23 protein-coding genes are annotated in these 22053 nt (G+C 48.7%); 10 read left to right on the top strand and 13 right to left on the bottom strand.

Going from position 1 to position 22053, the window contains the following annotated elements:
- Window positions 1–19 precede the first annotated feature (19 nt).
- Window positions 20–1378, top strand: a complete 1359-nt coding sequence (locus tag GA004_RS10340; RefSeq protein ID WP_283393783.1) for a PTS sugar transporter subunit IIA — start codon at window positions 20–22, stop codon at window positions 1376–1378.
- A 102-nt stretch (window positions 1379–1480) separates the two neighbouring features.
- Complete coding sequence (rpmG, locus tag GA004_RS10335) at window positions 1481–1648, top strand: 50S ribosomal protein L33 (RefSeq protein WP_283393782.1); 168 nt, start codon at window positions 1481–1483, stop codon at window positions 1646–1648.
- A gap of 96 nt (window positions 1649–1744) precedes the next feature.
- On the opposite strand, the gene GA004_RS10330 is transcribed toward rpmG, so the two are convergent.
- Window positions 1745–1978, bottom strand: a complete 234-nt coding sequence (locus tag GA004_RS10330; RefSeq protein ID WP_283393781.1) for a hypothetical protein — start codon at window positions 1976–1978, stop codon at window positions 1745–1747.
- Between the two features lie 309 nt (window positions 1979–2287).
- Entirely contained in the window at window positions 2288–3343 is a 1056-nt protein-coding gene (locus GA004_RS10325) for an Mrp/NBP35 family ATP-binding protein (RefSeq protein WP_283393780.1), read from the bottom strand.
- Between the two features lie 123 nt (window positions 3344–3466).
- On the opposite strand from GA004_RS10325, the gene GA004_RS10320 reads away from it, so the two are divergent.
- Window positions 3467–4684 carry a hypothetical protein gene (locus tag GA004_RS10320; RefSeq protein WP_283393779.1) on the top strand — a complete coding sequence of 406 codons (1218 nt, stop codon included), beginning with the start codon at window positions 3467–3469 and terminating at the stop codon, window positions 4682–4684.
- Between the two features lie 3 nt (window positions 4685–4687).
- On the opposite strand, the gene GA004_RS10315 is transcribed toward GA004_RS10320, so the two are convergent.
- The 4 genes from GA004_RS10315 to GA004_RS10300 are packed head-to-tail and all read right to left on the bottom strand — an operon-like array spanning window position 4688 to window position 7785.
- Complete coding sequence (locus tag GA004_RS10315) at window positions 4688–5419, bottom strand: amino acid ABC transporter ATP-binding protein (protein ID WP_283393778.1); 732 nt, start codon at window positions 5417–5419, stop codon at window positions 4688–4690.
- Complete coding sequence (locus tag GA004_RS10310) at window positions 5416–6150, bottom strand: amino acid ABC transporter permease (RefSeq protein WP_283393777.1); 735 nt, start codon at window positions 6148–6150, stop codon at window positions 5416–5418. Before GA004_RS10310 ends, GA004_RS10315 begins: the two co-directional genes overlap by 4 nt.
- A gap of 59 nt (window positions 6151–6209) precedes the next feature.
- The gene (locus tag GA004_RS10305; protein WP_283393776.1) at window positions 6210–7091 is read right to left on the bottom strand and encodes a transporter substrate-binding domain-containing protein; all 882 of its coding nucleotides are present in this window, start codon (window positions 7089–7091) and stop codon (window positions 6210–6212) included.
- A complete protein-coding gene (locus tag GA004_RS10300) occupies window positions 7030–7785 on the bottom strand; it encodes a putative 4-mercaptohistidine N1-methyltransferase (protein ID WP_283393775.1) in 756 nt (251 codons plus the stop codon). Before GA004_RS10300 ends, GA004_RS10305 begins: the two co-directional genes overlap by 62 nt.
- 316 nt (window positions 7786–8101) lie before the next feature.
- Between GA004_RS10300 and GA004_RS10295 the strand changes: the two genes are divergently transcribed.
- Complete coding sequence (locus tag GA004_RS10295; protein ID WP_283393774.1) at window positions 8102–8440, top strand: chemotaxis protein CheX; 339 nt, start codon at window positions 8102–8104, stop codon at window positions 8438–8440.
- 6 nt (window positions 8441–8446) lie between these two features.
- On the opposite strand, the gene GA004_RS10290 is transcribed toward GA004_RS10295, so the two are convergent.
- The gene (locus tag GA004_RS10290; RefSeq protein ID WP_283393773.1) at window positions 8447–10120 is read right to left on the bottom strand and encodes a putative manganese-dependent inorganic diphosphatase; all 1674 of its coding nucleotides are present in this window, start codon (window positions 10118–10120) and stop codon (window positions 8447–8449) included.
- Between the two features lie 97 nt (window positions 10121–10217).
- On the opposite strand from GA004_RS10290, the gene GA004_RS10285 reads away from it, so the two are divergent.
- Window positions 10218–12224, top strand: coding sequence for a phospho-sugar mutase (locus tag GA004_RS10285; RefSeq protein WP_283393772.1), 2007 nt, complete (start codon window positions 10218–10220; stop codon window positions 12222–12224).
- Between the two features lie 76 nt (window positions 12225–12300).
- On the opposite strand, the gene GA004_RS10280 is transcribed toward GA004_RS10285, so the two are convergent.
- From GA004_RS10280 to GA004_RS10260, 5 genes are all read right to left on the bottom strand, one after another.
- Window positions 12301–13074, bottom strand: coding sequence for an MlaA family lipoprotein (locus GA004_RS10280; protein ID WP_283393771.1), 774 nt, complete (start codon window positions 13072–13074; stop codon window positions 12301–12303).
- A 2-nt stretch (window positions 13075–13076) separates the two neighbouring features.
- A complete protein-coding gene (locus tag GA004_RS10275; RefSeq protein ID WP_283393770.1) occupies window positions 13077–13685 on the bottom strand; it encodes an MlaC/ttg2D family ABC transporter substrate-binding protein in 609 nt (202 codons plus the stop codon).
- A gap of 138 nt (window positions 13686–13823) precedes the next feature.
- The gene (gene mlaD, locus GA004_RS10270; RefSeq protein WP_283393769.1) at window positions 13824–14282 is read right to left on the bottom strand and encodes an outer membrane lipid asymmetry maintenance protein MlaD; all 459 of its coding nucleotides are present in this window, start codon (window positions 14280–14282) and stop codon (window positions 13824–13826) included.
- Window positions 14279–15007, bottom strand: coding sequence for an ABC transporter ATP-binding protein (locus tag GA004_RS10265; protein ID WP_283393768.1), 729 nt, complete (start codon window positions 15005–15007; stop codon window positions 14279–14281). Before GA004_RS10265 ends, mlaD begins: the two co-directional genes overlap by 4 nt.
- Window positions 15004–15786 carry an MlaE family ABC transporter permease gene (locus GA004_RS10260; RefSeq protein WP_283393767.1) on the bottom strand — a complete coding sequence of 261 codons (783 nt, stop codon included), beginning with the start codon at window positions 15784–15786 and terminating at the stop codon, window positions 15004–15006. The genes GA004_RS10265 and GA004_RS10260 overlap by 4 nt, the downstream gene beginning before the upstream one ends.
- A 788-nt stretch (window positions 15787–16574) precedes the next feature.
- Here GA004_RS10260 and GA004_RS10255 point away from each other — a divergent pair.
- Window positions 16575–16838 (top strand): lysophospholipid acyltransferase family protein, encoded by a 264-nt coding sequence (locus tag GA004_RS10255; RefSeq protein WP_283393766.1) that lies wholly within the window; start codon window positions 16575–16577, stop codon window positions 16836–16838.
- Between the two features lie 69 nt (window positions 16839–16907).
- Window positions 16908–17672 carry a phosphoribosylformimino-5-aminoimidazole carboxamide ribotide isomerase gene (hisA, locus tag GA004_RS10250; RefSeq protein ID WP_283393765.1) on the top strand — a complete coding sequence of 255 codons (765 nt, stop codon included), beginning with the start codon at window positions 16908–16910 and terminating at the stop codon, window positions 17670–17672.
- 133 nt (window positions 17673–17805) lie between these two features.
- Here the strand turns inward: hisA and GA004_RS10245 are convergent, their stop codons facing one another.
- Entirely contained in the window at window positions 17806–19242 is a 1437-nt protein-coding gene (locus GA004_RS10245) for a sulfatase family protein (protein ID WP_283393764.1), read from the bottom strand.
- A gap of 308 nt (window positions 19243–19550) precedes the next feature.
- On the opposite strand from GA004_RS10245, the gene GA004_RS10240 reads away from it, so the two are divergent.
- The 3 genes from GA004_RS10240 to GA004_RS10230 all read left to right on the top strand — a co-directional run bounded on the left by GA004_RS10240 (window position 19551) and on the right by GA004_RS10230 (window position 21816).
- Entirely contained in the window at window positions 19551–20564 is a 1014-nt protein-coding gene (locus GA004_RS10240; protein WP_283393763.1) for an aldose epimerase family protein, read from the top strand.
- A gap of 337 nt (window positions 20565–20901) precedes the next feature.
- On the top strand, window positions 20902–21066 hold the full coding sequence (locus tag GA004_RS10235; RefSeq protein WP_283393762.1) for a hypothetical protein: 165 nt from the start codon (window positions 20902–20904) through the stop codon (window positions 21064–21066).
- 213 nt (window positions 21067–21279) lie between these two features.
- Window positions 21280–21816 (top strand): DUF2911 domain-containing protein, encoded by a 537-nt coding sequence (locus tag GA004_RS10230; protein WP_283393761.1) that lies wholly within the window; start codon window positions 21280–21282, stop codon window positions 21814–21816.
- The last annotated feature ends 237 nt before the right edge of the window (window positions 21817–22053 follow it).

The following is a 22053-nucleotide window of genomic DNA, read 5'->3' as shown; positions in this document are numbered from 1 at the left end:
TTTGAACCGCCCTTACTTGATGCGACTAGACAAATACTTCTCTCGAAAACGTGTATTGGAACTAGAAAGCGATTCGCTCGAAGGGTGTTTGAAGGAGCTGATCAAGTCCTGCAATGCTAGTTTTAAGGATTTAGGCCGAAAAAAGAACCTTCTCTCAGGACTTCTCCGGAGAGAGGCGACGATGACGACTTATTTGGGTAACGGTGTCGCATTGCCTCATTTGCGGATAAAGATGAAGCGTCGCTACGTCTTTGCGTTCGGCCGTTGCAAAGTTGGCATCTCCCATGACGGACCCAAAAAAGAGGAGAAGATCCACTTAATCATCCTCATGCTGGCTGGCGAAAGCACTCAGAACTATTTGAAGGTCCTCGCGGACGTAGCCCGCTTGGTAAAGGACAAGGCTTTTATTGATGATTTGGTTGGCACGCCAGACTTGGATGCGCTCTGCGATGAACTATTACTTGGATTTGGCGGAATGCAGGCAACTGCAGCCAAGCGTAGTGAGAGTTCGATCAATAAGCTCATATTCAATCAGGCTATGCGAATCGCTAAGGGGGCCAATTGTGATTTCATCGCAGTTTTTGGAGATGTGATGAGTTCGGATAGATTGAATCCTCACGAAGGTTTCGCCGACTTTAAGTCCATTCTCGTGACGAAGCGGGCCAAGGAGGGGAAAGTGGAGGCATCCTCGTTCGATAACATCATACAAGTTCGAGCTTTCTCAAAAGGCCGGCTTGCTCAGACTCGTTCCGCATTTCTCGTTGGAATCACTCGAGGAATTATTGGGGTGAATGACAAGATATGCTGCGTGGGAGGAATCCCCGGAAGCGATCAGTTCGATACGATTGTGGTAATCGATCTACGTAGTGAATTTCGAGCATTGCTCGCAGATCAAGAAAGCTTCCTCCCCCCCGATATATTGCCGGAAGTCCTCGAACGCGTGATCGGCATTGCGATGGAGTTGTCGGTTGAGGGTAGGGAAGGCCATACGGTGGGCACGCTGTTTGTAGTCGGGGCCACCAAAGCGGTGGAGGAATTGACGAAGCCGCTCGTTCTGAATCCCTTTTACGGCTACAAAGAGGAAGAGTGCAATGTTCTCAGCCCTTTCATGGACGAGACCGTCAAAGAGTATTCCGGTCTAGATGGCGCTTTCGTGATTCGGGGCGATGGAGTACTTATTTCTGCTGGAACGCTTATTCACGCACCGGAATATCTTCATATGCTCCCAAGTGGATTCGGCTCCCGACATGCGGCAGCTGCCGCGGTCTCCGTTGCAACGGAATGCCTCGCTATCGTGGTATCGGCCAGTAACGGACAGGTAACGATTTTCAGAAACGGGATCGCTCTTCCGCTCATGGAAAAGTCGTTTGACGGCTAGTATCGTAGGAGCCCCTTGAAATTTAGTGATTGCACGAAAAAAATTCAGTTGCATTTTGTTTTTAGGTAGAGATCTTCCTCTGATCCTTAAATTGAACGAATTATGGCACGCGAAGTTATCACACTGGAATGCACAGAAGCGAAGGCGGAAGGTAAGCCCGTCTCACGCTACCTATCTTCAAGAAATAAGAAGACGGTGACAGAGCGAGTAGAGAAAAAGAAGTACAACAAGAACTTGAAGCGCCATACGCTTCACCGGGAAATAAAGTAGATTCTCTCCCCCGACAAAGGATAGTAGAAGGCGGTACAGGCAGTGTGTCGCTTTTTTGTGTGTAGGTGTCCCTTGGACTCCTTGAGAACTGTAGTGCTACGCAGAGGATTCCTTGTGATCTGGGTCCCGCCTCGAATTGCGCCATCCATCTCGATATTTTCGAATCCAGTCGAGCAGGGCGCGCTCGAAACCGATATCCTTCCCAAGTCTTTCGGATTCGAGCCACTTGTACCGCAGGATCTCTTCCCTCTCTGCGAGAAACTCTTGGTAAAGGCTAGAACGTTTCACGAATTCGTGCTGATCTTCTGGTTGAGAATCTTCTTTTGCCATTTTCTAGCTAGCTTGCTCAGGCCTGCTTCAAACCGTATTTCGAATTTAGATTAGAATCTTAACGACACTGAACTATTTTGGGAGGGAGTTCTCGTGGCTGAATATTCCTGCTGGGTTGAGTAATGCTCCGCGTGCACGGTCAAAGAGTCAATGAGAAGTTTTTGCGCGAAACCAACATTTTTCGGCCTGAATAAGTACTAAATGCTATTGATAACGCGTTGTACTACTTAGGAGGTGCGACTTTCCAAAATAAGTATGATCAAAAATCTGAGCACTTTCCGGAATTCGAGAGTTTTTAGTCCGCAGAGGTTAGCTGTTCAGTTGGGACATTATTTCGGTTGCGATCAGATCGAACGCGTGGGCCGACGGGGAATCCGGTTTAGAAACTGAGATGGGCGAACCCGCGTCTCCGGCCTCCCTTATGCTGGGATTGAGAGGGATCTTGCCAAGAAGAGGAATGTCGAGTTCCGCCGCCGTCTTCTCACCACCGCCTTCGCCGAAAATGTACTGTCTCGATCCATCTTCCCCTTCGAGATAGCTCATATTCTCAGCCACTCCGAGGAGGGGTACATTCGTCTTCTCCAGCATCCGAGCCCCGCGTTTCGCGACTTGAGTGGCTGCCAGTTGAGGGGTCGTTACGATAATGGCCCCTTTGAGGGGTATGGTTTGGACGAGAGAAAGCTGGGCGTCGCCGGTTCCCGGAGGCAGGTCGACTACGATAATTTCCAGGTCACCCCATTTGACGTTGTTGATAAACTGATTGATCGTTTTTTGAATCATTGGGCCTCGCCAAACCACGGGTGTATCCTCGTCGATAAGAAATCCCATGGACATGACCTTGATTCCGTGGCTTTCGAGGGGAATGATTGACTCGTCTTCGATTTCGGGTCGGCCACCCACCCCCATCATCAACGGAATGGAGGGTCCGTAGATGTCGCAGTCCAGCAGTCCGACTTTTTTGCCCTCATCTGAAAGCTGTTTTGCCAAGGAGCAGGCTAGGTTAGAGGAGAACGTAGATTTTCCCACGCCTCCTTTGCCGCTTGCCACAGCGATGACATTCTTGACACCTGGGAGATCGGCAGGATTGGCTCTGCCTGGACTAGAGCTTTCCTCGGGCTTTTTCGTGGGGGAGATCAACACGTTCACATCGACGTTTTTGACCTCAGGAACCGCTTTAAGGGCGGATTCGACGTCATCGCGTATTCGGGCAGCCACACTGTGATCGCTAGTTGTTACGGAAATGCCAATCACGGCGTTCCCATTTTCGAAATCGACGGACCGTACTAGGCCAAAGGATACGATATCCCGACTAAACCCAGGGTACTTCACGGTGCTTAGGGCGTTTTTGATAGCTTCTTTACTCACAGCTTGTTGATGTTTTTGGATTATTTGCTTTTCCTTTTAAAACAACTTTTCGATCAGTTAATCGAAAGAGCTCACTAGAAACCTGAAACATTCGAGGATCTGTCAAGTCCAGGCTTATAGCGAATGAATAAACGCATCAAGATTACCCTTATCAGATTAATTGCCTTTTCGGCTACCCTCATTCTCGGTCCTGCCGCCTTTGCCCAAAGGGACATCGGTGTGGGCGAGGTGAATGTTCAGCGAGATGTTGTACCAGTGGTTACTCGTTCGCAGGATGGTGAAGCCCTGAACATTCTAAAGACGGCATTTAGTATCCACGGTCGCTACCGAGTTGCCAATTCTATGCAGGAAGCATCGTTTGCGATACAGGTGGATCCGGTCGGATCGAATCACTCGACTTTGAAAATATTCTCAGGCATCCCCGAGCGACTTCAGTACACGACTCAAGTTCAAGGGGAATCGCGTCGGAATTCAGTTCTCAGGGCGGTTGATCTTGCGATTTACAAAACCAGTGGCATGCGGGGCTTTTTCGGAGGAAAAATCGCTTATGTGGGCGAAGTAGGCAGGGGAATGGAGATTTACTATCGAGACTTTCTTTTCGGAGAAGGGAAGCGTCTGACCAGCCACGGGGTTGAAGCCGTCCGCCCGAGATGGTCGCCTGATGGCAATTACATCGTCTACACAAGCTACCTATCCGGATTCCCTAATATTCGGCGGATCGACATCCGTGGACAGCGTTCGGAGGTCATGGTAGATTTTAAAGGCACCAATTCCAGCGCTCGCTATAGTCCAGATGGGACGCGGCTTGCAATGGTGCTCACGGGGCCAGGGAACGCTGACATTTACGTGGGTTCTAGTTTGGCGAAAGGGCTAAAGCGGGTTGTGAATTCTAACGGACTAGAGGCAACACCGTGTTGGTCACGCGATGGTAGAGAGATTATATTTGCGTCGGATCGTAATGGAGGCCTTGCCCTCTACCGAGGGTCCGCTGCGGGAGGTCAGTTTAGCCATATTCCAACACAGATAAGCGGTTATTGCGCGGAACCCGATTGGAACCATGCAGACTCGGACTTGATTGCCTTTACCGTGGGAGTGGGAAATCGGTTCCAGGTGGCCACCTACCGATTCAGCACGAGAAAAAGCGAATTCCTGACCAATGAACGAGGTGATGGTATTCAGCCCTGTTGGCTTAATGATGGCCGCCACCTGATTTACACCTCGCGAAATGGGAGTGATGAACGTATCGTTTTGTTTGATACGGTTACGAAGAAGCGTTCTATTCTCTCTCCTTCTGGGCTAGGGAAGATTAATCAGGCAAGTTTCCTTCCACCAAGGGGATAGGTTTTAGAATTTCAAATACGCTTTGAGGAATTTCTGTGCACGAGCAGTGCGGGGAGAGTCGATTACTTGGGAGGAATTTCCCACTTCTACAAGTTTACCTTCTGCGATGATCGCAACCGTGTCAGCCGCATGTTTGGCAAATCCCATTTGATGGGTGGCGATGACCAGTTTTTTTTTCGCCTCAATCAGGGTTTCAATCGCTTCTAGGACTTCGGCCGTCATTTCGGGATCCAAGGCAGATGTCGGTTCGTCTAGGAATACGATATCTGGATCGGGCGCGATCGCTCGGGCAATGGCGACGCGTTGGTTTTGCCCTCCTGATAATTCTGCGGGCTTTTTAAATCGATGGTCCGTTAGTTGGAATTGGTCCAAAAGCATCCCCGCCTTTTCAAGCGACTTTCCCCTGCTATATCCATGGACCTTTTCAAGGGGTAGGGCGATATTTGTAATCGCGTCGAAGTGGGGAAAGAGATTATAGGCTTGAAAGACAACCCCAACTCTTTGGCGATAATCTCGCAGTTGCCAATCTTCGTGGGCTATCTCATTGCCTTCGATTCGAATAGTTCCGGAAGTGGGCGATTCGAGACCTGCCATTAAACGGAGTGTTGTCGATTTCCCACCACCCGAAGGACCGATCAAGGCGAGACATATGGTGTCCTCGATAGTCAAGTCAAGCGAGTCTAGCGCTCGCTGGGTTCCGTAGGTCTTAACAACCGATTCAAGCTCTAGTTTCATGTTTCAAACCTGAGTCTGGTTTCAATCGATCGGGATAGCCGCATTATAGGTAGGGTGAGAATGAGGTATCCGATGGCTAAAGGGAAAAAACTCTCAAAGGAACTGTAGGTGATCGCGTTGACTTCTTGAGCATTCAAAGTGAATTCGCTGATGGCGATGACAGAAAGAAGTGAGGAGTCTTTGATTAAATTTGCCGTTTGCCCTGCTAGAGCGGGAAGGCTGCTTCGAAGGGCCTGAGGCACGATTACGTAACGAAATGTTTGATACTCAGTAAAACCGATGGCTTTGGCGGACAAAAGCTGGGATTTGCCAACTCCTTCAACACCAGCTCTCAGAATCTCTGAAATATAAGCGCCGCTAAATATGGCCATAATGGCAATCCCGACTACATAGCGATTTTGGATGCCAGCGGCATCCGCAACAACGTAGAAGAAAAAGAAGATCTGCACAAGAAGAGGCGTTCCTCGAGTCAGTTCTACATAGATCATTGAGAGGTAGCGAACAGGCAAGAAGCGAGCCCGACTGCACAACGTGGCCAGAGAGCCGATTAGGAAAGCGAAAAACAATGAAAGAGCGGATATCCACAAAGTGGCGATCCAGCCATCAGCGAACTTCTTCTTGTATCTTAGAGCGGATTCCCAGTTCCACTGGTATTCTAGAGCGGAAAACGAGGCGTACAAAACGAGGGAGAGAAACAAAATTGCGCCGCCGAACGAAACCCATCGAGACATGGGAGGGCTTTCCGCTTCGCTCGCGTGGCTTGAGCCAAAAAATAATGAGACGAACGACACTAGAAAAAGAAAGGGAATCCGAGTTCTTTAAACTCTCGCTTTTGTTCCGACAAATATTTGTCGCCAAGTTGGTCGAATCCGCCGCTCGCCTGGTATTCAGCTAGAAATTGATTTACTTGCGTTGTGAGTTCATCATTTCCTTTCCGAACGCCTATGGCCCATGATTCGCTGTTAAATGGATTGAGGAGGGCACGGGTTGTGTCGGAATGCTTTTTCCAGTTCAAATAAATAGAGATCTGGTCATAGATGAATGCATCAACTTTGCCTTGGGCTACTTCTAGAGAAGCAGCGGATTCCTTGTCGAAAAGCAGTATTTCAGCATTCTTAAGATTTGCGTTCGCGTAAATGTGTCCGGTGGTTCCTTGCTTCACTGCAACTTTGGCACCAAGCTGATCGATGTCCTTGATCGTATGGGAATCACCGTTTTGGGATACAAGAACACACAGCCCAGTGTGCAAGTAGGGGTTGGAAAAGGAAATGGACTGGGCCCGCTCTTCTGTTCGAGTCATCGATGAAATGATGAGATCGATTTTACCGGTTTTGAGAGCTGGTATAAGACCTGCAAAAGGAATGTTCTCGATACGCAGAGCCTTACCCTGTCGATCGGCAAGGGCTCGGGCCATTTCCACGCTGATACCCGTTGGCTGGTTGTTTTCATCCGTCATTTCAAACGGCGGATAGGACAACTCCATGCCGACCACTAGAATCTGCGCATCGCGTTCTTTCGAGCAACCCGAAAGGAACATCAAAGCAATGCCTAGGCCGGAGGTTGAAATCCTGCGAAGGTAGGGTAAAAAACTGAAGAGCCTCATGACGCCACTAATATTTTCTCCAAAGGGTCGCATGGGCAATCGAATACTGGTTCTTTCTGTCGTGTTCACGTATCAGGAAAGGAAGGTTCTGGGAATCGATCTTCTCGAAATACGGAGCCAATATTCCCTCTAGCTGATCCGCGGTTCTGATAGCGATGCCATTTTCCTCATAGCCACCGAGCCACTTCGACTTGGGCGTATATTCCTCAAGCCAAGTGTAAGGTGAGGTTATGGCGAGGACTCCATTTTCGGCGGTGAAAGAGTGAATATTCTGAAGACACTTTTGGGGGTCGGGAAGGCGGTCGATCAAATTGGCCATCAAAATGAAATCGAACTTCCCTAACTCAGGGTTTAGGTTCATTGCGTCTCCCTGGGCGAACGTGATACGTTCAGGTTGAGAGCTGTCTGGTACCGAGATCTTAACACGTCGAGTCAGATCGCCTTCCGTAGCGATTTCGATGGTTGCTTCGCGGCTGCTCGAAATGCGATTAGCCGCTTGAATCAAGGCGTGGGAAAAATCAATTCCAACTACTTCACTGAATGACTCGCTCAGAGCATGGGAGGCAGCGCCCACTGCGCAGCCAAGGTCCAGGGCTCGTTTCCGATAGATGGATTGACCCTTATGTAAGAGTCCGCTTCGGCGAGCGAATCCAAGTGCTTCCTGCGGTCCCATTTGGTCGAAAAGCAAATCCGAATGGGATCCGTAATGAAATAACAGATACTCTGATACTGCTTTGTCTGAGTCGTAAAAGTTGTGCGGCATGAAATTGGTAAATTTGAAGTGGGAGGCGTGTTGCTATTTTATAGATGATTCTGGCAAACGAGCAGTCGGATATAATTGAAATTCTTCAGGCTTGAGTTCGCTCGCTCCTTGCTTATCCATGAAAATTTAGTTTATCGAATGAGTCTGCTGGATATTCGCTACGAAGTTCTCGAAAGCAAGATTGCGAAATCTGTTTGTAACGTATGCGAGACGATGGTTGGCGAAAAGGTCTTTTTACCGGTTCTGAAGATTTGTCAAAGACTCAGATTTCGACTCCCAGGTTCGGGGACGATGCAGAGGGCGGTTTGTTTGTGGGTTGGTTGGGTTCGTAGGAGAGATCAATAGAGTGGTATACCTCTTTTTCAATCCGTCGCTTATTGAGAAAATCGCGACTCGGATTACGAGCGAAGCGACTGCCCATTCAGTTCCGGACATGGCTTTCGACGTTTGCGGAGAATTGGCCAATGTCGTTGGAGATGGGTTTAAAGGGTCTCTGGAAGAGCTCGGTCACGAGTCAAAATTGACAATACCCATGTCGCTGTTCGGGCAGGAGCTTTTCATATCAATAATGGGGGTAAAAAAGTGTGTCCGCACCGAATTCATCCTATTTGGAGAACGGTTTGTGGTGGATTCGGCATTAGCGGAGATTATATAGGACACCCTAGCGAACGGGAGCGATCGTTTTTAGAGTGCTTGTAATAAACGGAATCAGCTGCTTCTTCCGGCTCACGACTCCTTTGAGATCGAAAATCGGACCCTCGTGAATGTTGGGGTAGGAAATATTGCTCACGAATTCGTCGGGCCCAGAGACCATCAAGATCGAATTGTGTTTGTTGATGTCGGTAATCAAAACGCAGGCGAAATCCAGGGACTCTGATTTAACCACTTGATCCAAAGCGTTCATCAATGGATCTTCGCTGCTCCAGAAGTTTTGGAATCCGAGTTCTTCAATTTGCGAAACAGAAAACTTCAAGCTGTTTTCTTCATAGAATTTTTGGTCGGCCTTTATTATCTCTTCAGGACTCATAGTAAGAATGATAGATCCACTATCGAAGATTTCCGTTGCAAGATCTGTCGCTGTAACTCCCGCGATGTTTTCCAGCCACTGCATCGCTTCCGAGTCTTGCTTCGTGGAGGTGGGCCCGGATAGATTCAACGTGTCAGAGATGATACCTGACATCATGACACCCGCGATCTCTGGCGAAGGTTCGATGTCGCTCTTGCGAAACTGTTCGGCAATTATTGTGCATGTTGACCCTACGGGATCGTTGATAAAGCGAATTGGCTGGGCAGTGTTGATTCCGAGACGGTGATGGTCGATGACCTCGACAATATTTACTTCCTTTGCACCCGGAACTGCTTGGCTCATCTCGTTATGATCCACGAGTATGAGCTTGGTTTTCTTGGGCTTAAGAATGTCGGTTTTACTGAAAATCCCCAGCAGACGTTCTGAATCGTCGGTCACCATGAATGCTTGGGCGTTCGAATTTGTCACCCGCCAGCCGAGTTGCTTTACGAGTTGGTCTGGGCTAAAGACGACAATTTGAGTCTCTATGATTTTTGAAATTCTAGTTGCCGTTCGAATCGTCCAAGCGGTGGTTGCAGAGTCAAGCGGACTGATGATGAGGGAGACGCCTTTTTCACGAGCGAGCTCGATTACTTCTGGGTCTACTCCGAGGCTACCAGTGATTACGAGAAGTCGTACCCCGATTTGAATCGACCTCTGTTGAATATCCCAACGATCTCCAACGATAATAATGGTTTCGCTGGCAGGGATCTCGTCTGAACCGGTAAACTTCCCAAAAGACCGAATGTCCATAGCACCGATTTTGACATACATGTCTTCAAGGCTATCAGGATTTCGAGTGACTTTGACATCTGCGCGAAGCGCATTCGCAACGTCATTGATGCTCGTGTGAACCTGGCGCATCGCCTTTGGCTCGCTGAATTTCGGAATGAAGTAGTCACCCATTTGATAAATGGATACAAACCCTTTTAATTTGCCTTCGTCGTTTACTGCTGGAAGCACTCGGACGTCATACTCATCGATCAACTCCAATGCCTCAAACAGGGTAGCGTTCTCGTGTACTTTGACCACGTCGCGCACCATTATGTCTCGAACTCGCGGGGAAACGTCTCCGATGAATAAGGGCACAGGCTGGCTGAACTTATTGAGAATCGTTTCAATTCGAGCGTTGGTGTTGCCGCATCGGGCAGGAATGAACCCTTTGTGCCCTTGGAGGGTCTTGAGATTCGCGTAAGCGATTGCCGAGCAGATTGAGTCTGCATCCGGATTTTTGTGGCCGATAATGTATGTGAAGTCTTGTTCCGACATCGCTTGCTAGATTATTCTCTCGTATGAGAGAAACGAAGATGGTTATTATTTTGGGTCGGGCAACAGGCAAATTGAGGAATCTCGCCTACAAAAGAAATTGATTCTAGAAAAGAATGTCGCCCTACTGATCGCGATGGATATTTCACTAGCCGAGCAGATTGAAGAACTGCAAAACGGCGGAGGACTACTGGAGTCAGCCGCCACTAATATTAGAAAATGGCTTACGGGAGGGTTCCTTTCGCCAGAATCTCTGGTCAGCCTTACAGAATTAGTTGAGACCAGCAACGCGGAAGAGTTAAACAATAGGTTCTACAAGAACATCGCGTTCGGTACAGGAGGGCTAAGAGGTCGTACAATAGGAGCGACATCCACCACCGCAGAAAAAGGTGACATGGATCAAACCGGAGTCCCAGCTATCCCCGGAGTTGGATCCAACATGCTAAACGAATACACTGTGGCCAAGGCCACGATCGGATTGTTCGAATATGCTCGGAAGTATCTGGAGAAAAAGGGTTCTGGATTCGTCCCCAAACTCGTCATCGCGCATGATGTTAGGCACTTTTCGCGGTACTTCTGTCAATTATCTGCATCAGTCTGGACGCGTTGTGGAGGAGAGGCATTTATCTTTGATGGACCGCGGTCCACTCCTCAATTGAGCTTTACGGTTCGAAGTCTAGGGGCTACCTGTGGCGTTGTTGTTACTGCCAGCCACAATCCGCCTCATGATAATGGATACAAAGCGTATTTTGAAGATGGGGGGCAGCTGGTACCGCCGAACGATCAAGGAGTAATTCATGAAGTGGAGTCTGCTCCATTGAGTGGATTAAAAGACTACCTAGCGATTGATATAGATGCTGTGAAAACACTCGGTCAAGAGCATGATGAAGCCTATATTGCAGCAGTGGTTGAAACGGTTATTGATCGTAGTGCCCTGGAAGGTTCGGATTTGAAAGTCGTTTTCACACCAATTCATGGAACGGGTGCGGTATCCACGCTTCCGGCCCTTGAGAAGTTAGGCCTAGAGCCACTACTCGTCGAGCCGCAGATGGTCCAAGACTCGAATTTTCCAACCGTTAAGTCGCCCAATCCTGAGAACGCGGAGGCACTCAGTCTGGCAATTGAATTGTCTGAGCTCGAAGGTGCGGACATACTCCTCGGTACCGATCCGGATTGTGACCGGATGGGGGTTGCGGTAAAAAACGATGAGGGCAAAATGGTTTTGGTTACGGGGAACCAGATCGGAGCCATGATGGCTGATTACCGTATAAGGAAGCTCAAGACTATGGGCTGGATTCCTCAAGAGGGGACTCAGTCTTCGGCTTTGATTAAGACTTTCGTAACATCGCCCATGCAGGATGCAATCGCCGGGAATCATGGTATCAAAACGATTAATACACTTACTGGATTCAAGTGGATTGGCGAAAAGCTTCATCTTTACGAGCAAGAGCTTAAAGCCTCCTATGAAAAAGAGTTTGGCAGTGCCTTAGACTATGATCAACTCAGTCAAAAGGAAAGATCTGAGCTGCTGCAAAAATACAGCACTTTCTACGTCTTCGGTGGAGAAGAGAGCTACGGTTATTTGCCAACCGATTCGGTTCGAGACAAGGATGGGAATGCGGCTAGCGTGATTTTCTGTGAACTGGCGGCTAGCTTGAAGAAAGAAGGCCGCACGGTCCTTGATTACCTTGATAGTCTGTATCTCCAATATGGTTACTTTCTGGAGTATCTCGGTCAAATCGTGTATGAAGGTGCGGCGGGAGCCGCCAAGATTGAGAATATTCTGAAAAGTTATCGGTCAAATCCTCCGACCGAATTCCTGGGGGCCAATGTGTCGAAATTTACGGACTTTGGAGTGGAGACTGTTGTGGATCCTGATGGAAAAGAGATTCCTAAGCAGGATCTCTATTTCCTCGAACTTGAGAATGGTTATCGGTATGCCGTACGCGGTAGCGGAACTGAGCCCAAGATAAAGTTCTACTTGTTCGGGAGCGAGCCGGTTGCAGACGAAAGCACTCTGGAGGCGACTAAGTCGAAAACGCGAGAGAACTTGGAAAGGCTCAAAGAGGCGATCCTCAGCGATGCGAAAGACCGGTCAGATAACTGATCGGTAGAACGCTGCGTTGAATTTGCCTGTGGAAGTTTATCGCCTCCACTATTGCTAAAAAAAGGAGGACGAATTCTTACTTGGCTATCTGTGCAGCTCGAAGTTGGGCATAAGCGTCCCGTACTGCTGTGTATGGGTCGATGGCGGATCCTGTAATGGAATTATAGACATCGATGATCTCGGGAAGATCATTCACTGTGTCGACGGCCGTCAGAATTAAGCGGTCGGTGGAATCGTCAACTTGTGTCCAGGGCTCGGATATTGGATCGACATAGTTTCCCCCGATTCTGCCGACAAAGTCACGCAAGCTTGTGGGACCGAGAAATGGGAGGACGAAGTAGAATCCATGCTTAAATCCCCACGCTCCGAAAGCCTGTCCAATGTCTTCTTTGGGGGGCTGTAGACCTTCAAACACTCGGGCGGCATTCATGAAACCGGCCATGCCCGCAGTTGTATTGATGAAAAATTTGCCTGTCTCCTGGGAGGCTAGCCCGAAACGGAATTGGAGTAGGCTGCCTACCAAGCGCAACGGATACTCCAGGTTGTTGAAGAAATTGACGACGCCTTTCCTGGCTTCCTTGGGTATGACTCTAACGTACTGCCGAGTGAAGGGTTGAAAGATTTTTTTGTATGCCGCATCGTTAAATCCGAAAATGGCTTGATTGAGTCCCTTGAGTGGATCTGCAATTGCGGCAGACGCTCCTCTTGCTAAGGTGCCATCGTCGTCAAAGAGTTCATCCATTTCCAATAAGTCGTCCAAGTCGACGAAGTCATCGGCGGCCGCTTTCGAGCAAAGGGCCCACATCGCAATCATGGCGAAAAGAATTCCAGAACGTATCAGATGTTTCATGACTAGGCCTCCTTAAATTTGGTCTTGAGGAGATCAATTAATTCGGAAGCAGATTTTTTCAGAAAGTGCTCGTCGAATTGCTTACGATAGTTGCTAACCATGCTAATACCCTCGACAAGTACGTCATATACCTGCCAACCACGATCTTTGATATTTGCCAAGCGGTAGCTAATATTGATTTTTGATTCGTTTAGCAGGACGATGGATTCGATTACAATTTTACTCGAGGTGATCACTTTGGGCTCGTAGAAGGTTAGCTCGGGACGGGGTCCGTCCTGAAGCTCCAGCGTGTAGCTTTGTAAGACCAAATCGGTTATGAGCGTATAGACCTCGTCTTTCTGTGAGTCATTGAGCTTGTTCCAATTGCGACCAAGCGAACGTTGAATAATGACGTCGAAAGAGAACTGCTGGTTTAAAATCCCAATAATCTGATCCTTTTTCACAGAATATGGAGCAGTGCTGTGATTTGCGTGAAGAACGTCTAGCAGCCGATTGAGGGTAGACTCTAGAGCGTCCTTAGTGTTATTTAGATCGTTGGATCGCAAGTTTGGCAGCACAGCTACAGTTAGTAGCAAAATAGCGAAAAGCGAACGGAGAGAGAAAGAGTTCATGGCGTTTCTAGTAAGTCTGCTCGATTCCTATACGTGCGAGGAAGCGAGTTGGATTGCGCAAATAAATCCAAAGATTTCAAGCATCGGAGATGGAGACTACGTTTAAAATAGTTTTTTAAAAAATGAACCGGGTTTGGACTAATCTCCCTTTTCTAGGCTCCCAAATGCAAAACGGCTAATGAGACTTTCTATATCGAGTGCGGGCTCTGTATCCACGATCGGTTCGCCATCTTCTAGCTCAAACCCGCCTCCACCTGGATCTAGGGCGATGTACTTGTCGCCGATTAAGCCGTTGGTTTTTATCGACGCAATGGCGTCATCGTAAATGGATAGGTCCGTGTGAAGCTTTAGTTGCACCATGGCGACGAGGTTTTCCGTATCAAGAGTGATGTCACCCACCAAACCAACTTTAACTCCGGCTATCATAACGTTGCTGCCTTCATTGAGACCTCCGACATTGGTGAATCTTGCATCGATGACTCTAGCGTCGGATCCAAAAAAGCGGCTGCTCCCGATTTGAATAGCGAGATACAGAATGGCTGCGATGCCAATGAGGATAAAAATCCCAACGGAAAATTCGATTCGTTTCTGGTTCATGCGGCAGGTTTGTCGGTTGAAAGCTTTGGGTTAAGGAATCCAGCCAACTCCATTGGAGGCGATTCAAGAAGGTCGCTAGGTGGTCCCCAGTATCTAATCTTTCCCGCATCCAGCCAGGCAACTTGGTCCGTAATGCCAAAGGCCTCAGGTACGTCGTGGCTAACCATCAATACGGTGAATCCGAATTGCTGTCGATAGTCGCGGATCATGTCGAATACGGAAAATTTCCTCTCAGGATCGAGCCCTGTGGTAGGCTCATCGAATAGGATAATCTCGGGTTTGGTTATGAGTGCCCGGGCGAGGGCAACGCGCTTTTTCATTCCTCCCGATATTTCAGCGGGGTACTTTGTAGCTGCGTTTTGAAGGTCCAGCTGGTCTATCAGACGGTTCACCTGCTCGGATAGCTTCTGAGCGGAGACTTTTTCTTTCTCTCTCAGGGGAAGGGCGATATTCTCAAAAACATTGAGAGAGTCGAAAAGCGCATTCTGCTGAAACATGTAAGCGAACTGCGGAATGGATTTCGTGGAATTGCTAAGCCTGATCGTCCCAGCATCGGGTTTCAGGAGTCCAGAAATACACTTGAGCAAGACAGACTTTCCTATGCCACTTCTCCCAATCACAGTGGTATGCGAGTTCAGCGGAATATCTAGATCGATCGCGTCCAATATGACCTGGGGGCCGAACCGTTTGCTGAGACCTCTAAGTTGGAGAAAGGTGACGCTCATTTTTCGAGAAGGAGAGAGGTCAGCAGGTAATCGCTTGAGAGTATTGCGATGCTTGAGAACACAACCGCGCGAGTGGTTGTCTGGGAAACGCCACGAGCTCCCGGAATGCTCGCTTTCACATGGGTATAGTAGCCTTGAAAGGCGCATATAACGGTGGTTAGAAGGCCAAAAGTCAGGGCTTTGTAAAACCCATCCATGACGTTCTTGACGCTCACAGCCTCGTAGATCCGGCTCCAATAGGCACCTTGGTCGACTCCAAGCATGCTGACGCCCGTCAAGTGCCCCCCGTAAATTCCAACAATATCGAAAAACGCTGTCAGAATCGGGAAACAAATCAATGCCGCGTAGAGTCGCGGCGAAACCAGGAACGCCAGCGGATTTATGTTCATGGTCTGCAACGCGTCGATCTGTTCGGCATTTCGCTGAATTCCAATCTCAGCGGATAGAGCCGATCCAGCTTGTCCCACGATCATTATTGCGGTGAAGACTGGGCCGATCTCCATGATGATTGAAAGTGCAACTGCTTGTCCTAGAAGGCTTACAGAGCTAAACTTTGTAAGAACATAATAGAGCTGAAGCCCCAGTACCAATCCGGTAAAAAGCCCGACAATCAAGGTTATGGGGATACATCTTACCCCAATTTCGTAGATTGAGCGCGTTAGCTTTTCATAAGTTTGTCGCTGGCGAAACAGAGAACCCAAGGAAGACGCTCCGAAGATTGTCAATTCTCCTAATTCACTGACAAAAGATATCCCTTTTCTGCCAATTCTCACGAACATGATTTAATCGGCAACTCTAACGATAACGGGGGATTTGCAAGCTTGTTCGAATGGCAAATCGGAGGATGATTCGGCCGCTCGAGCTCTTGGCTACTTTTGGGTTTAGCGGTCTTCTAGAGGTGGTGGGGCCGAAAAAAGCAGAATAGCGTAGGATAGTAGGTAATCGAACCGGTATATTGACCGCTTTCCAGAAGAAGTGCTATGTGATCAGGAAGCTTCTAATCCCATCGCCGGTCCATTGTTTTAGTTCATCTAATTTCCGCTCTGGTTCGGCAATTTGCAGAACTAGACTGACCTTTGGATATCCGAGAGATTTCGTATTTTAAAACGTGTAAGTCAATATTAGCGAGGAGGAAGCGGCGAAATTAGAGTCTGTAGCTGGTATACAAGAACGATGTACCCAGATGTATATTGGTGTACGAAAATCATTTTAGAGGGAAACTCGATTTCGGGTAAGTCCGGGGTTCCTTTCTAACTGCGTGTTTTCTTCGATTCTGATTCACCTGATTGTTGTATCTATAGTAGTACCTGCTGTATATACCGTTTTGAGAAACTGATTTCAGGATGCGATCCCGTCATTCTCTCAGCCTAGCATGACCGGATCTTTTATTTTACGATCTTAATTCGCAAACGATTCATCCAAAAAAAGGTTCAAAATCGCAATGATGCCGAGCTTGTCTAAGGTAGGGGAGATTGGAGCCATTTTTGGGTTGCCAATCGGTGCTCGCGCTGAGCGGGGATCAACTTCACGGGCAGGCAACGAAGGATTTGGGCGTTTCTAGCGACTGATGAACAAGGTGGCCTACTCGACGATCATCCTACCAGACGATTACAAGGGACCCATCTGCGAAGCCAAAATGGGGGTTATAATGTTGGCAAAATCGAAGAGTTCACCGGTGATTCTGATGTCATGTAGTGCAGATCAGTATTGGTGGGTTAGTTCTTGGGATAAGCTTGTGATTCCGAAGTCGTTTGCCAATATCTCGATCCCGATCGGAGATGACATTGAAAGGGATCGAGACGTACACGATAATGAACTTGATGCGTGCTGACGGAAAATTGAGCGAATCTTGAATTAATTAAACACTCGCACTTCCAGCTATTTTGAAAACAAAGGGAGCATGCGTTTTCGTCCGTGCATCGATCTTAAGAACGGCAAAGTCGTCCAAATCGTAGGAGGCTCTCTAACGATTGACGGCTCAAGCGCGCTTACAAATTTCGAGACGGAAGATAAGCCGGCTGAGTTTGCCAAGCTCTATCAAAAGGACGCGCTTTTAGGAGGACACGTAATCGCTTTAGGTCCGGGCAATGAAAAAGCGGCCACGGAAGCACTCGGTGCATTTCCAGGTGGGATGCACTACGGAGGAGGAGTAAAACCTGAAAATGCATCCACTTTTCTAGACGCCGGCGCGAGCCATGTGATTGTGACGTCCTACGTGTTTTCAGAAGGACGAGTCGACTTTGACCGATTGAAGTTGCTGGTTAAGGGGATTGGGCGCGATCGGCTGGTTTTAGATCTGAGCTGCCGCAGGAAAGGTGATGGCTACTGGGTTGTCACGGATCGCTGGACTCGCTACACAGAATTGGAGGTTTCGGCAGAGAACTTGTCGAAGCTATCTAAATACTGCGATGAGTTCCTTATTCATGGAGTGGACGTCGAAGGAAAAATGTCTGGGATAGAGGGCGAACTGGTTTCTCTATTGGGAGAATACAGCCCGATTCCGGTTACTTATGCTGGCGGAGCCAGTAGTATCGAGGATCTGGACCGCGTGGACCAACTGGGTCAAGGCAAGGTGGACCTGACAATAGGTAGTGCTCTAGATATATTTGGAGGCAGCGTTTCCTATGGAAAGGTCGCTTCGTGGGTATCGCCTCGCCGCACCTGAAATTGGGATTAAACCAAGGAGAGTTCAGGATCGTTAGAGCCTATTACTCAAGGTCTGCATCTGCTCCGGAATCCGTTTCGTTGAGCAATCAAGTCTAGTATCCAGCTGCAGGAAAACGAGCTCGACTCTTGAGCTAGTTTTTGAACGCGGGAGCCTCGCCTGGCACGGGGGAGTTCTCGAAGAACCCGCGTGCCCTCAGTTTTTGACTTCCACCATATCGGTCGACCAACGCTTGCTGATCCGCTTTAGCCTGGGCATCGACTTTTTCCGGATCGCATATTGAGCGTAATTCACTAATCATCGTATTTAGGACATTCTTGTATTCTTCGTTCGAAGACAAATCAACTAGCTCATCAGGATCTTCCTTTAGATCAAACAACTGCGGCGACTGGTTTGCGTAGTAGATCAGTTTGTACCGATTGTCTGTAAGGAGAAAAGAACCATTCTCACTGTTTAGCGCATGGTATTCTCCAAACACGCTCCGCTGCTGTTCCGGCGAATTCGCTAGTTTGATGAGCGACTGCGCATTGCGATGAGTCGGTTTTTCCAGCCCGAGTCCATCATAGATAGTGGCGTGAACATCCAGTAGGGAAACCGGAGTATCGCAAGTCTGGCCCTTCGGTACTTTCGGGCCCGCCAAAACCATAGGCACTCCTCCGGATTCTTCATAGTGAGTGAATTTACCGTAGAAGCCACGGGCCGACAGGCATTCACCATGATCGGTTGAGTACAGTACGTTCGTGTCTTCAGAAAGGCCCAGCGCTTCTAGACGATTGAGTACTCGTCCTAGTTGCTCATCCAGAAAATTGGTAAGACCATAGTACGCATGGATGAGATTCTTGATTTGGGCATCGGTGTGCGGTTCAGAAGCATCGAAATACTTCCGCATGTAGGTGTAGTGTGGATGCATGGGCCAGTCCTCCTGCTTCCATTGCGGCGGACGGGGCAGCTCTTCAGGATCGAACTTATCGAGGTACTCTTTTTTGACCTTATATGGTGGATGCGGGCAGACGAATGAAAGGAACAAAATCCAAGGCTGCTCATCATCCTGATGTTGCTCGAGCCATTTGATGGCTTCGTCCGCATTTTTAATGTCGTATTGCTGGTAGGTCGTATCGCCCTCACCTGCGGAATTGATTCCTCCGCGGCGTGTTCGAAGGACTGGATTGTCCCGCATGCACCCCAATGGATCTCCGACGCCGCCTACCACGTGCAGGGGTTGGATTTCATTCGAAAAGCCATTGTCGTCTTCCTCGCTTCGGAAATGCAGTTTGCCGATCAAGTCGACGGTCAGCCCCTCGTCGCGTACTTCATGGTGCCAGGAACGCTCGTTTCCATCGTAAGGGAAGGCGTTGTCCCAATTCCCTATTTCGTGGACATACTTGCCAGTGGCCAATGAAGCCCGTGCCGGTACGCAAATAGGACAGGTGGTGTAAGCACGGGAGAAGAGGGTCCCTCGTTCTGCCAAGGCATCCAAATTAGGAGTGACGTTTTGAGGGTTTCCGTAGCATCCAGCCACATATTTTTGGTGCTCGTCAGATAGGACTAGGAGGAAATTGGGTTTGGGCACAGGATTAGATTGGGAAGCGGTAGTCTCTTTGAATAGGGGAAAGGCTTTTGGTAATGAGGTAGAAGGTCAAGCTCCTGAATCTACTAGAACATTCCCTGTGGTCTCTGTCGCAGGAATCCTCTGAAGAGATCGCTGTGTGCTCTGCTCCCGAAGGGTTGGGCGGGAAGGGCTTAGATAACCCGTGGTCTCGCCACTGGGAGCAGGCGGTTCAAGCGTTGCGATATCATTTCTCTGTATTTTGACCACACGGGCCTTTCTAAGGATGCTTGACCGAATGTCTAATTCTGAATTTAATTTAACTGGGTTTAATGAACGAGTTTATTTTAGAAAATAAGAGCAGAATCCGAATGCGTGTTTCCGACTATGGAGGGATTGTCATGGAGTTGCACGTACCGGATCGTGATGGGGTTTTCTCCGATGTGGTGTTAGGATGTAGTGCAGCAAAAGATTACGGCGAAGGGTCTCCCTATCTCGGGGCTATTGTGGGTCGCTACGGGAATCGAATTGCTCAAGGGCGCTTTAGCCTTGATGGCCAAGATTACCAGCTGGCTCGAAACAATGGCGAGAATCACTTGCACGGAGGCATTCGGGCGTTTGACAAGGTTATATGGAATGCCGAGCCCATTTCTGGCGAGGGCTATACCGGACTACGGCTTAACCACCTTAGTCCAGATGGAGAGGAAGGTTATCCAGGGAATTTGGATGTGGTGGTAACTTATAAGTTAACCGATCAGAATGAATGGATCATTGAATACAATGCCACAACTGATCAACCCACCGTTGTGAATCTAACTCAGCATTCCTATTTCAATCTTTCCGGTCATGCAGCGGGCCAAAATCTTGATCATGAGGTGGTGATAAATGCGGACTCGTATACGCCTGTCGATGCCAACCTGATTCCCAACGGCCTGCTTGCTCTGGTCGAGGGAACGCCATTTGACTTTAGAAGAAGCGTCAAAATAGGGGATCGGATTGACGACTCGCACGAGCAGTTGAAAAGAGGACGCGGGTACGATCACAATTTCGTTCTGAACAAAGAAGCGCCTCATTCATTGGATTTGGCTGCCACTGTATACGAACCTCATTCGGGACGAACGCTCGACGTCCTGACGACAGAACCGGGAGTGCAGTTTTACACGGGAAATTTTCTGGACGGTTCGGTCGTTGGCAAAGAGGGGGCTCGTTATCGTTTCCGCAACGGATTCTGCCTAGAGACACAGCATTTTCCGGATTCTCCCAATCAGCCGAACTTCCCCACCACTCGCTTGAATCCGGGCCAAGTGTATCGATCCACTACGATTTATCGTTTTGGAGTTCGATAGAGCTGAAAATTCGAGGTTTTGGAGGACCCAAAAAATGAGTATAGAATCGATTCGTGAAGTGCCTATCCAGCATGCGTCTGATCGTATCTCTATTGGCAATTTTGGTAACTGCATTCGCGCAAGTTCCGGGTGAACACGTTAACGTTTCGAGTTCAGAAGCTCTATCCGGATACGATCCCGCGAGCTATTTCCAAGGTTTGCCTCAGAGGGGTGATGCGGATCTTACCTTAGAACAAGCAGGCGTAGTCTACCGATTTGCCTCCAAGGAGAATCGGGTGGCTTTCCCGAGGGCCCTCAGGGATAGGAGCCCGCATACGGCGGTTGGTGTACTTATAACGTGCTGGATGGTGACAAGGTTGAGATTGATGCAGGAACCTACAAGCTGATCGATGGGAACCTCAATCTGTTCTACGATGGCTTTTGGGGAGACATGCTGAAATGCTCGAACAAGAAGTTGGCTACCCCCAAGCAAGGCCTTGTTGCTCAAGCCGATGAAGCGTAGCGAAAAATATTGGAGAAATAGGGTGATACCTATGTAAAGAATGGTTGGCGAGTAAAAGAGTGAGCTCTTTGGGGCCGTTCTTTGCCCATATGGACAATCGTTGAACTTCTCTCAGCACCGATTCGGCTTGCCGATCAATTGCCTTTCTCTCCATTGTCATTGGTCAGCTTTACTATCTGAGCTAGCTCTTAATTATCTTAAACCAACTAAATTATGAAATTGTTTGTTCGAATCGCTTTGATCTCTCTCACCGCCCTTGTTGCGGGTAACATGGCTGCGTTTGCCCAAGCACGCGGTGACAAAAAGGCTCGCCCGAGCCCTAACGCATCCATCAGCCAGACCATAGGAACCACAGTAGTTTCCGTCAATTACGGCCGCCCGGGTTTGAAAGGTCGTTCGGTTGAGTCGCTGGTTCCCCAGAACAAAGTATGGCGAACAGGGGCTAACGAGTCCACAGCCATTACTTTCTCCGGAGATGTTATGGTAGGAGACGCGCCTATTAGCGCCGGAACTTATTCGATCTACTCGATACCTGAAGGGGGTAGATTCATAGTTATCATTAACTCTAAATTGTCCTGGGGGACGCAATACGACGAGTCGCAGGACGTTGCCCGCATTACCCTACCTTTGCAGGATGGCCCAGACTACGAATGGTTCACGATTGATTTCGACACGCTTTCAAATGCAGGAGCCCACATGAACCTCCGTTGGGCGAACAGTTGGGTAGCAGTACCCATATCGGTGAAATAGGGTGTTTTGAGTCGATTTACTTTGGAGGCGGTCTTGGGACCGCCTTTTTTTTGCCGAATCGATCGTCCAAACCCAAAAAGCATGACAAACGTCCAGAATTTGCTTTAGTCGAATTTCAATGACAAGGGCCCTGCCGTTGATATTGGTGACGCTTGTGTTTACCCCGGTTTGTTCTCTTGCCAAAGAAAGTGTAGAAGTTGCAGGAGGATGGGCACCAAGTTCCAGATCCTGCCTAGC

The organism is Candidatus Pelagisphaera phototrophica (genome assembly GCF_014529625.1).
Classification (GTDB): Bacteria; Verrucomicrobiota; Verrucomicrobiia; order Opitutales; family Opitutaceae; genus Pelagisphaera; species Pelagisphaera phototrophica.
This window is presented reverse-complemented; position numbering and strand designations above follow the sequence as displayed.

What these genes read in the sequence shown, in the direction of transcription:
- GA004_RS10340 (WP_283393783.1), top strand. Translation starts at nt 20, where the DNA reads ATGCGACTAGACAAATACTTCTCTCGAAAACGTGTATTGGAACTAGAA.
- rpmG (WP_283393782.1), top strand. Translation starts at nt 1,481, where the DNA reads ATGGCACGCGAAGTTATCACACTGGAATGCACAGAAGCGAAGGCGGAA.
- GA004_RS10330 (WP_283393781.1), bottom strand. Translation starts at nt 1,978, where the DNA reads ATGGCAAAAGAAGATTCTCAACCAGAAGATCAGCACGAATTCGTGAAA.
- GA004_RS10320 (WP_283393779.1), top strand. Translation starts at nt 3,467, where the DNA reads ATGAATAAACGCATCAAGATTACCCTTATCAGATTAATTGCCTTTTCG.
- GA004_RS10315 (WP_283393778.1), bottom strand. Translation starts at nt 5,419, where the DNA reads ATGAAACTAGAGCTTGAATCGGTTGTTAAGACCTACGGAACCCAGCGA.
- GA004_RS10310 (WP_283393777.1), bottom strand. Translation starts at nt 6,150, where the DNA reads ATGTCTCGATGGGTTTCGTTCGGCGGCGCAATTTTGTTTCTCTCCCTC.
- GA004_RS10300 (WP_283393775.1), bottom strand. Translation starts at nt 7,785, where the DNA reads ATGCCGCACAACTTTTACGACTCAGACAAAGCAGTATCAGAGTATCTG.
- GA004_RS10290 (WP_283393773.1), bottom strand. Translation starts at nt 10,120, where the DNA reads ATGTCGGAACAAGACTTCACATACATTATCGGCCACAAAAATCCGGAT.
- GA004_RS10280 (WP_283393771.1), bottom strand. Translation starts at nt 13,074, where the DNA reads ATGAAACATCTGATACGTTCTGGAATTCTTTTCGCCATGATTGCGATG.
- GA004_RS10275 (WP_283393770.1), bottom strand. Translation starts at nt 13,685, where the DNA reads ATGAACTCTTTCTCTCTCCGTTCGCTTTTCGCTATTTTGCTACTAACT.
- mlaD (WP_283393769.1), bottom strand. Translation starts at nt 14,282, where the DNA reads ATGAACCAGAAACGAATCGAATTTTCCGTTGGGATTTTTATCCTCATT.
- GA004_RS10265 (WP_283393768.1), bottom strand. Translation starts at nt 15,007, where the DNA reads ATGAGCGTCACCTTTCTCCAACTTAGAGGTCTCAGCAAACGGTTCGGC.
- GA004_RS10260 (WP_283393767.1), bottom strand. Translation starts at nt 15,786, where the DNA reads ATGTTCGTGAGAATTGGCAGAAAAGGGATATCTTTTGTCAGTGAATTA.
- GA004_RS10255 (WP_283393766.1), top strand. Translation starts at nt 16,575, where the DNA reads ATGAACAAGGTGGCCTACTCGACGATCATCCTACCAGACGATTACAAG.
- hisA (WP_283393765.1), top strand. Translation starts at nt 16,908, where the DNA reads ATGCGTTTTCGTCCGTGCATCGATCTTAAGAACGGCAAAGTCGTCCAA.
- GA004_RS10240 (WP_283393763.1), top strand. Translation starts at nt 19,551, where the DNA reads ATGAACGAGTTTATTTTAGAAAATAAGAGCAGAATCCGAATGCGTGTT.
- GA004_RS10230 (WP_283393761.1), top strand. Translation starts at nt 21,280, where the DNA reads ATGAAATTGTTTGTTCGAATCGCTTTGATCTCTCTCACCGCCCTTGTT.